This is a genomic window from Flavobacterium araucananum, from assembly GCF_002222055.1.
Classification (GTDB): domain Bacteria; phylum Bacteroidota; class Bacteroidia; order Flavobacteriales; family Flavobacteriaceae; genus Flavobacterium; species Flavobacterium araucananum.
This window is the reverse complement of the sequence record NZ_MUGS01000078.1, coordinates 1-8,559: the sequence shown is the minus strand read 5'-3', so window position 1 is coordinate 8,559 and position 8,559 is coordinate 1. Positions and strand designations below refer to the sequence as shown.

The 8,559-nt window shown below is 34.7% G+C and carries 10 protein-coding genes; 8 read left to right on the top strand and 2 right to left on the bottom strand.

The annotated features are described in order from the left end of the window. The 6 genes from B0A64_RS23660 to menC form a co-directional block, all read left to right on the top strand. On the top strand, positions 1 to 698 hold a 698-nt coding region (locus B0A64_RS23660; RefSeq protein WP_089481928.1), incomplete at its 5' end, for a 1,4-dihydroxy-2-naphthoyl-CoA synthase. A gap of 70 nt (positions 699 to 768) precedes the next feature. Next, positions 769 to 1,731 (top strand): 1,4-dihydroxy-2-naphthoate octaprenyltransferase, encoded by a 963-nt coding sequence (gene menA, locus B0A64_RS23655; RefSeq protein ID WP_089481927.1) that lies wholly within the window; start codon positions 769 to 771, stop codon positions 1,729 to 1,731. Between the two features lie 30 nt (positions 1,732 to 1,761). Then, the gene (locus B0A64_RS23650) at positions 1,762 to 2,439 is read left to right on the top strand and encodes a metal-dependent hydrolase (protein WP_089481926.1); all 678 of its coding nucleotides are present in this window, start codon (positions 1,762 to 1,764) and stop codon (positions 2,437 to 2,439) included. Between the two features lie 182 nt (positions 2,440 to 2,621). Beyond that, positions 2,622 to 3,134 (top strand): DUF2199 domain-containing protein, encoded by a 513-nt coding sequence (locus B0A64_RS23645; RefSeq protein WP_089481925.1) that lies wholly within the window; start codon positions 2,622 to 2,624, stop codon positions 3,132 to 3,134. A gap of 41 nt (positions 3,135 to 3,175) precedes the next feature. Then, positions 3,176 to 4,378 (top strand): tetratricopeptide repeat protein, encoded by a 1,203-nt coding sequence (locus B0A64_RS23640; protein WP_089481924.1) that lies wholly within the window; start codon positions 3,176 to 3,178, stop codon positions 4,376 to 4,378. 158 nt (positions 4,379 to 4,536) lie between these two features. Then, positions 4,537 to 5,571 carry an o-succinylbenzoate synthase gene (gene menC, locus B0A64_RS23635; protein WP_089481923.1) on the top strand — a complete coding sequence of 345 codons (1,035 nt, stop codon included), beginning with the start codon at positions 4,537 to 4,539 and terminating at the stop codon, positions 5,569 to 5,571. A 55-nt stretch (positions 5,572 to 5,626) separates the two neighbouring features. Here the strand turns inward: menC and B0A64_RS23630 are convergent, their stop codons facing one another. Then, entirely contained in the window at positions 5,627 to 6,187 is a 561-nt protein-coding gene (locus B0A64_RS23630) for a hypothetical protein (RefSeq protein WP_089481922.1), read from the bottom strand. Between the two features lie 20 nt (positions 6,188 to 6,207). Beyond that, positions 6,208 to 7,119: an OmpA family protein gene (locus tag B0A64_RS23625; RefSeq protein ID WP_089481921.1), complete on the bottom strand. Its 912-nt coding sequence runs from the start codon at positions 7,117 to 7,119 to the stop codon at positions 6,208 to 6,210. A gap of 200 nt (positions 7,120 to 7,319) precedes the next feature. Between B0A64_RS23625 and B0A64_RS23620 the strand changes: the two genes are divergently transcribed. Then, positions 7,320 to 7,796, top strand: a complete 477-nt coding sequence (locus B0A64_RS23620; protein WP_089481920.1) for a CYTH domain-containing protein — start codon at positions 7,320 to 7,322, stop codon at positions 7,794 to 7,796. A 4-nt stretch (positions 7,797 to 7,800) separates the two neighbouring features. Then, positions 7,801 to 8,559, top strand: a 759-nt coding sequence (locus tag B0A64_RS23615) for a YpdA family putative bacillithiol disulfide reductase (RefSeq protein ID WP_123875957.1), incomplete at its 3' end; no start/stop codon positions are given.

Genomic DNA, 8,559 nt, shown 5'->3' with positions numbered 1-8,559 from the left:
TTTACGATGCACAAGAAGATACTTCGATAGGAGTAGTGCTACTTTCGGCAGAAGGACCTTCTACCAAAGATGGTATTTATTCATTTTGCAGCGGAGGAGACCAAAACGCTCGTGGACATCAGGGTTACGTAGGCGAAGATGGACAACATCGTTTAAATATTCTTGAAGTACAGCGTTTAATTCGTTTTATGCCAAAAGTAGTCATTGCAGTGGTTCCGGGTTGGGCAGTAGGTGGCGGACACAGTTTGCACGTAGTTTGCGACATGACGCTGGCAAGCAAAGAACACGCTATTTTTAAACAAACAGATGCTGATGTCACCAGTTTCGATGGTGGTTACGGATCTGCTTACCTGGCAAAAATGGTAGGTCAGAAAAAAGCACGTGAAATTTTCTTTTTAGGAAGAAACTATTCTGCACAGGAAGCTATGGATATGGGAATGGTAAATGCGGTTATCCCACACGATGAATTAGAAGATACTGCTTATGAGTGGGCTCAGGAAATTCTTCAAAAATCGCCTACTTCTATAAAAATGCTAAAATTCGCCATGAATTTAACAGACGACGGAATGGTAGGACAACAGGTTTTTGCCGGCGAAGCAACACGTCTGGCCTATATGACCGAAGAAGCAAAAGAGGGAAGAAACGCTTTCTTAGAAAAAAGAAAACCAAACTTTGGCGAAAACAAATGGTTGCCATAAAAATATTTTGGATTTCTGATTTTAGATTTTNNAATCTAAAATCTAAAATCAAAATTCTAAAATAAAATAGATGAAACACTGGATTGAAGCCGCAAGATTGCGCACATTACCTTTATCAGTTTCCGGAATTATAGTTGGAAGTATTTATGCGCTTTCAAACCCTACAGAAACGATTAACACTCCAACAGAAGTTTTTAGCTGGAAAATTTTTGGTTTTGCACTTCTAACAACCCTTGGTTTACAAATCCTGTCCAATTTTGCAAATGATTACGGAGATGGTGTAAAAGGAACTGATAACGAAGACAGAATAGGGCCAAAACGTGCGATACAAAGTGGTGTTATTACACCACAAGCCATGAAAAAAGCTATAATAATAACTTCGGTCTTAACATTATTGGCCGCTATTATTCTAATATATTTTGCCTTTGGCGAAACCAATTTCGGATATTCAATCTTCTTTTTAGTATTAGGAATTGCAGCAATAGCTTCGGCAATTCGTTATACAGTAGGAAATTCGGCTTACGGATATAAAGGATTTGGAGACCTGTTTGTATTTGTTTTCTTTGGTCTTGTCAGCACTTTAGGCGTAAACTTTTTATACTCTAAAGAAGTTGATCCCCTGTTGATACTTCCCGCAGTAGCAATTGGTTTATTAAGTGTTGGAGTTCTGAACCTTAATAACATGCGTGACGAAGAATCAGACAAAAAATCCGGAAAAAATACAATCGTAGTTCAAATTGGCGGTGCAAAAGCTAAAATTTATCATTTTACTTTGATCATTACGGCTATGGTTTTCGTAGTTGTTTTTGCCATTCTAAGCGATTACAACTTCGATCAATACCTGTTTTTACTGGCTTACATCCCGTTGACCAAACATTTAATTACTGTTTATAAAAATCAGGACCCTAAGCTGTTAGATCCCGAATTAAAAAAACTGGCACTAAGTACATTTTTACTTTCAATATTATTGACAGTATGTATGATTTCGTTGATTTCAGACATTATTGTTAACCTTTTCTTAGGCGGAAGATAAAACGAAGTTCAACTTTTAAAATTAATCAAAATGAAAATTACATTTTACGGACACGCCTCTTTAGGCATTGAAGTTGCGGGAAAACATATTATTGTTGATCCTTTTATAACAGGAAATCCAAAAGCGGCTGCTATTGACATAAACACACTAAAAGCAGACTATATTTTATTGACACATGCACATGGTGATCACGTTCTTGACGTCGAAGCCCTTGCAAAACGTACTAATGCAACGATAGTTTCGAATGCAGAGATTACAAGTTACTACGCTCAAAGAGAGTTCAAAGCACACCCTATGAATCACGGCGGAAGCTGGAAATTCGATTTTGGAACCGTGAGATATGTAAATGCGATACATTCAAGTTCTTTTCCTGACGGAACTTATGGCGGAAATCCAGGTGGTTTTGTCATCGAAAGCGAGCATAAAAATATCTATATTGCCGGAGACACAGCCCTTACATTTGATATGAAGCTGATCCCGTTACGAACAAAACTAGATTTGGCAATTCTTCCAATTGGTAACAATTTTACCATGGATATCGAAGATGCTATCATTGCCTCTGATTTTGTAGAATGCGATAAAATCCTGGGCTATCACTTTGATACTTTTGGATATATCGAAATCAATCACGAAGATGCGATTCGTAAATTTTTTGATAAAGGAAAAGATTTGATGCTTTTAGAAGTAGGAGAATCAATAGAACTTTAATAATATCCTAAAGAGAGTTAAAGCGGGAGCTCTTTCCCGCTTTAACTCTATCTTTTTTGAGTCGATAAAAAATCTTCTCAAAAAAGGATGCCGCCTCAAACGAAGCTTACTGAACTCCAATAAAAATAAAATATTGGTGAAGTAATCGGGGCTTGGGATTTCGTTTTTATAAGACATTTTATATGGACAACACTATTAAATTTATTTGTGATTGTTGTGGCCAAGAGCAGGAAAGCTGGCCCGCAATAGCTTATAATTCACCCAATAGTTACACTAAACTTTCAGCTCAGGAAAAAGAAGAAATTGCCATCATTGATAACGATTTTTGCGTAATCAAACATCCTGAACATGTTCTTAGATTTGTTAGATGCGTTTTATTTCAAAAAGTCAATGATCATTGCCAGGATCTCGAATATGGTTTTTGGGTTTCGTTAAGTGAAGAAAGTTTTGAAAACTACCTTGAAAACTTTGACAACGAGAATCATGAAAACCAATATTTTGGCTGGCTTTCCAATTTTATTCCGCAATACGAATTTTCAGGAAGTATACCAACAACAGTAGTTACCAAAAATGGGAACGAAAGACCTGAAGTTTTTCCACATAGTAATTTCGACCATCCTTTTGTAAAAGATTTTTATAACGGAATTACAAAAGAAGAAGCTGAAAAGCGGATTCGTGAAATATTAAAAAATTAGGCTTGAAATTTGCTTGAAATATTTAATCTAAATTTTCTAAAATGAATTTAAAAAGATTTACTCTATTTCTTTTAATTATAGTTTCCTATAACGCTTTTGCACAAAAAGATGGTTATTGGGACAAAGAACGTGCTACAACAAGAGAAATTATAGTTTCGGCACGGGACAGAATCACCGTAAAAACAGAAGATTTGCCTGTTGGAACCACAGAAATTGTATACAGAATTACACTTCTGGACGAAAACCAACAAATGACCAACAGTCTGGTTTCGATGCTAAAAGCAATTCCGGATCCTTACGGAATTGGTCAGGGTTCAGCGGGAGCAGTTTTTTTAATGTCTAAAATTTCCGGTGATGATTCCTGTACTTACGCATTATTTACATCCAATGATGATGCAAAAAAATATGTAGACGACGGAAAAACAGACAAAGCCTGTTATGCACAAGTAGATCCCGTAAATAAAGATGCAAAACGATTATCTCTTGATAAATCATCTTGTTTAAAACAAAATACCGCTACAATTTGGTTTGGATTTACCAGTAAAAATTGGGTTTTAAATCAAAAAGTTGTACTGGAAGTCGTGCCTTGGGTCGATACAAAACTAAATCGTGGTTGGAATCAGGATAATAAAAACGAAATTATAAGCCTTTGCAAAACCTCTACAATGGCACAGAAAATGGCGAATTCTGATGATTTTTGCGTTTGTATTCTGGATAAAATTATGAAACAATATCGTTATTCAGAATTTCAGAAGTTATTACCTATCGAAAAAAATAAGGAGTATAAAGACTTTGGAAACAGCTGTTACAAAGATGTTGATATTTCTAAAAATGTTTATAATGACCTGAGAACTCAGGTTTCGTCACTCATTAAACAACAAAAATACAATGAAGCGATTCAAAAACTAAATACCATCATCAACGATCAAAAAGCAACCGCATTAGATTACGGTTCTATTGGTTATTGCTACATTTTGACCAAACAATACGCAAAAGCTATTAAATTCCTTAAAGAAGGCGAAAAATTGGATGATACAGAATTATTGGTAAAATTAAATTTAGCACATGTTTATTTGGTCAGTGATGAGTATAGCGAAGCAAAAGCTATTTACAAAAAATACCAAGCTCAAAATGTTACAGACAGTTTGAGCTGGATAGAAAAAACAAAACTGGATTTTACTGTTTTCCAAAAAGCAGGTTTACCCTCAAAAGACTTCGAAAGAGTTCTAAAATTATACAATTAAAATTTTACCATATAAGTGCTATAAGTTCATTTAAATTATAGTCTGTTAAGTTTAAATTATTATCATATAACTATATGATATAATTTTAGATTACAGTCATTCAGATTTACGCAAACCTTTTAAATGAACTTATATAACTTATATGGTTTAAAAAAAATATGAAAGCAACTTACCATAAATACATGCTCGATTTTAAACGCCCTTCGGGAACATCGAGAGGTGTTATGACCGAGAAAGAAACCTGGTTTATCATTCTTGAAGAAAATGGTAAAAAAGGAATAGGCGAGTGCGGAATCCTGCGTGGCCTGAGCGCTGATGATCGGGAAGATTATGAGGAAAAAATAAAATGGGCCTGCCAGAATATTACACTTGGCGAAACCGCTTTATGGGAATCTTTATTAGAATTTCCGTCGATACAATTTGGAATCGAAATGGCTTTTTTATCCCTTAAAAGCGAAAATCCGTATGTGTTATTTCCTTCCGATTTTACCAATAATTCAAAATCAATAACCATCAATGGTCTGGTCTGGATGGGCGAAGCTTCGTATATGAAACAACAAATCGAAGAGAAATTAGCCGATGGTTTCAATTGCATCAAACTAAAAATTGGCGCTATCGATTTTGAGAAAGAACTGGAATTATTGCGCTTTATCCGAAGTCATTTTTCAGCAAAACAAATCGAGATCAGGGTAGATGCTAATGGTGCTTTTGCTTTAAACGAAGCTTTAGATAAACTGAATCAATTAGATCAATTTGAGCTTCATAGTATCGAGCAGCCCATTAAAAAAGGGAATATAGACGAAATGGCAGAGTTGTGTCAAACAACTCCATTTCCTATTGCACTCGACGAAGAATTAATAGGCATTTTTTCCTTCCAGGAAAAAGAAAAATTACTACAGGAAATTAAACCCCAATATATAATCCTGAAACCAAGTTTTGTTGGTGGTTTTAGAGGAACTAAAGAATGGATTGATCTTGCCGAAAAGTTTAAAATTGGCTGGTGGATAACATCTGCATTAGAAAGTAATATTGGTCTTAATGCTATTGCACAATGGACATTTCTTCAAAATTCAAAAATGCCGCAAGGTTTAGGAACCGGTGCACTTTATAACAATAATTTCGATTGTCCGCTAGAAGTTTTACAAGGACAATTATGGTATAATAAAGCTAAAAAATGGAACTCTTTTTTTTAGGAGGCACAAAGTAACAAAGGTTCAGAGGNNACCTCTGTACCTTTGAACCTGTTTTTTACTCTTTCCCTCCAAGTAAATTTTGTTGCCAGTCTTTCAATTCCTGCCATTTTCCTTCGTAGGCCAGTAAAGCTTGTTTTGCCCAGGTACTTGGGTTATGTATTGCATAATTTTCTCCGCCTCCGTCAAGAATCGCTTGCAACCTTTCAGTAGGTGTTGCAGATAATTCTCTCCAGGTTGTGATTCCCGCAGCATTAAACAAAGCTTCTATTTTTGGTCCGATTCCTTCAACAATTTTAAGATCATTTTCCTTTATACTTTTACCATAAATAGTTTTGGCAAGTATACCGTCAAAAAGCAATGCAGGCGGAACATTGGCCGCAAATGATTGTGTAGTCGTACCAGATGCAGAGAAATTTGCTTTTGCAGCCAGATCAGCCTCCAGTGAAGAGATTTTAGCATTAAGACTTCTGGTGTTTGCTTTGCAGGCATCCAAATCAGCTTGCAAGGATAAAGCCAGCGAATCATCTCCTTTCGAAGTCAATTTTCCCAGTAAGTAACCTAAAATTCCACAAATTAAACCCACCAGCGCAGGTATTAAGATACAAGGTATATTCATAATAGTATATTTTTGATTAATTATTTAATTGTAATGACTGTTCTTCTGTTACTTGCTTTTCCTTCTGGAGTTGTATTTTCGCCAACCGGTTCATCAGGACCTTTAGATTCAGTAATAATACGTGAAGCATCAACACCTTGTTGAGACAAATATTTTTTAGAAAACTCAGCACGTTTTTGCCCAAGAGCAACATTACCATCACGATTTCCAACATTGTCACTATATCCAACAACCAAAACAGTTGCATCTTTAACCTGCTTCGTATATTTAATAATATCTGCCACTTTTTGTTTCTCGATATTGCCTAGCTTATTACTGGCTTTATTGGTGTTAAAATGTAGCGTAAGGGGATCTGAATTGATTTTTTCTTTCAATGTGCTCCATTCATCATTAGAAACAACGCTATCTTTTGCAGTTTCGAATTGATAAGCTACAGGACCCAGAATGGTATCTGATTTAGTTTCCCACTTATCGATTATTTCTCCTTTTACATCAAAGTTTGAAGCATTAAATCCTTTAGAAACAAAATAATTTTTAACATCATTTGCCCTCGCAAGTCCCAGATTCTCGAATTTTGATGTATTGGTCTCATCAGAAATAGCATAACCTGTAATGGTAATTTTTTGTTTGGGATTAGAAATCAAAAGTGTTTTAAGCTTTTCTAAACCAATACTTACCGAGTCACTAACTGGTATAAGTAATAAAGAACTATTTTTCAGGAACTTGAGATTATCATGTGTTTGATACTCAATTCCGGAACCACTTAAAATAAATGGAACGAAGTTTCCATCCTGAGCTATTGCTACCGGTTTCTTTTCAGCATCCGGTACAGGCGTTTTTACGCAACAATTGCAACAAAAATTTAAATACAAAAATGTACCTAAAATGATTGTTACAACAATACCCAATAAATAGAGTGCTTTTTTAGACATAAATTATAAGATTAAAGTTACACAAATTTAATTAAAAAAGACATATAACTCTGTTTATCAGTGAGTTATTTTTATATCAAAATAAGGCAAATAATTTTTTTCTTATTCGATTCAAAAACATTTTAAACACTTGCAATTCAGACGTAAAAGATCTTTTAAGGAAATTGAGTAACTTGCATCAAAAATAATTTACAGAAAAAATGGTCGAAATAGAAAGAAAGTTTCTTGTAAAATCGGATGATTTTAAAGAACAGGCTTTTACTCAAAATAAGATAGCTCAGGGTTATCTAAGTTCGATTCCGGAAAGAACCGTTCGCGTTAGAATAAAAGGCAATAAAGGCTTTATTACCATAAAAGGAATTAGTCAGCAAGGCGGAATGTCCCGTTTTGAATGGGAAAACGAAATTCCGCTTGATGAAGCGCAGCAATTACTTAAATTATGCGAGAAAGGCAAAATAGAAAAAACCCGTTTTGAAATAAAATCAGGAAACCACATTTTTGAAGTAGATGAATTTTATGGAGAAAACGAGGGTTTGATAATGGCGGAAATAGAACTGGAATCAGAAACTGATACTTTCGAAAAACCGGATTGGCTAGGAGAAGAAGTAACCAATGATGAAAGATATTACAATGCCTATTTGAGTAAAAAACCGTTTAAAGATTGGGGAAAACAATAACGTTATGACAGAACAATATGATTTAATAATTGTTGGAGGCGGACCAATAGGTCTTGCTTGTGCAATCGAAGCGCAAAAGAAAAATTTACGTTACTTAATTATAGAAAAAGGAGCAATTGTCAATAGTATTTTTAATTATCCTTTGTATATGACCTTTTTTTCAACCGCCGAAAGGCTTGAAATTGGTGATATTCCGTTTAATTGTCTAACTCCAAAACCAGGACGTCAGGATGCTTTAGAATATTATCGAAATATTCATCGTTACTTTAATTTTTCTATAAATTTGTTCGAAGAAGTTACTCAGGTTCAAAAACTTGAACGTAATTTTTTTAATATCAAAACCAATAAAAATAGTTACGAAGCAAAAAATGTGGTTATAGCAACCGGTTTTTATGATATCCCGATTACCATGAACATAAAAGGAGAAGATCTCTCTAAAGTTCGCCATTATTATAAAGAAGCGCACGAATATGCTTTTAGAAATGTTTTGGTAGTTGGTGCTAATAATTCGTCTGTCGATGCAGCACTCGAATGTTGGAGAAAAGGAGCAAATGTCACGATGGTTATTCGTAAAAATGAAATAAACAACAGAGTTAAATATTGGGCAAAACCGGATATCGAAAACAGAATTGCCGAAGGAAGTATTAAAGCTTATTTTCAATCGAATATAACAGAAATTCGAGAAAATGAAGTAGAAATCGAAACTCCAAACGGTAAAGTTACGATAGAAAATGATTTTGTATTAGCCCTAGCTGGACAATTC

Excerpts from the sequence above, each read along its gene's own strand:
- menC (WP_089481923.1), top strand. The coding sequence starts at position 4,537 with ATGAAAGCAACTTACCATAAATACATGCTCGATTTTAAACGCCCTTCG.
- menA (WP_089481927.1), top strand. The coding sequence starts at position 769 with ATGAAACACTGGATTGAAGCCGCAAGATTGCGCACATTACCTTTATCA.
- B0A64_RS23620 (WP_089481920.1), top strand. The coding sequence starts at position 7,320 with ATGGTCGAAATAGAAAGAAAGTTTCTTGTAAAATCGGATGATTTTAAA.
- B0A64_RS23625 (WP_089481921.1), bottom strand. The coding sequence starts at position 7,119 with ATGTCTAAAAAAGCACTCTATTTATTGGGTATTGTTGTAACAATCATT.
- B0A64_RS23640 (WP_089481924.1), top strand. The coding sequence starts at position 3,176 with ATGAATTTAAAAAGATTTACTCTATTTCTTTTAATTATAGTTTCCTAT.
- B0A64_RS23645 (WP_089481925.1), top strand. The coding sequence starts at position 2,622 with ATGGACAACACTATTAAATTTATTTGTGATTGTTGTGGCCAAGAGCAG.
- B0A64_RS23650 (WP_089481926.1), top strand. The coding sequence starts at position 1,762 with ATGAAAATTACATTTTACGGACACGCCTCTTTAGGCATTGAAGTTGCG.
- B0A64_RS23630 (WP_089481922.1), bottom strand. The coding sequence starts at position 6,187 with ATGAATATACCTTGTATCTTAATACCTGCGCTGGTGGGTTTAATTTGT.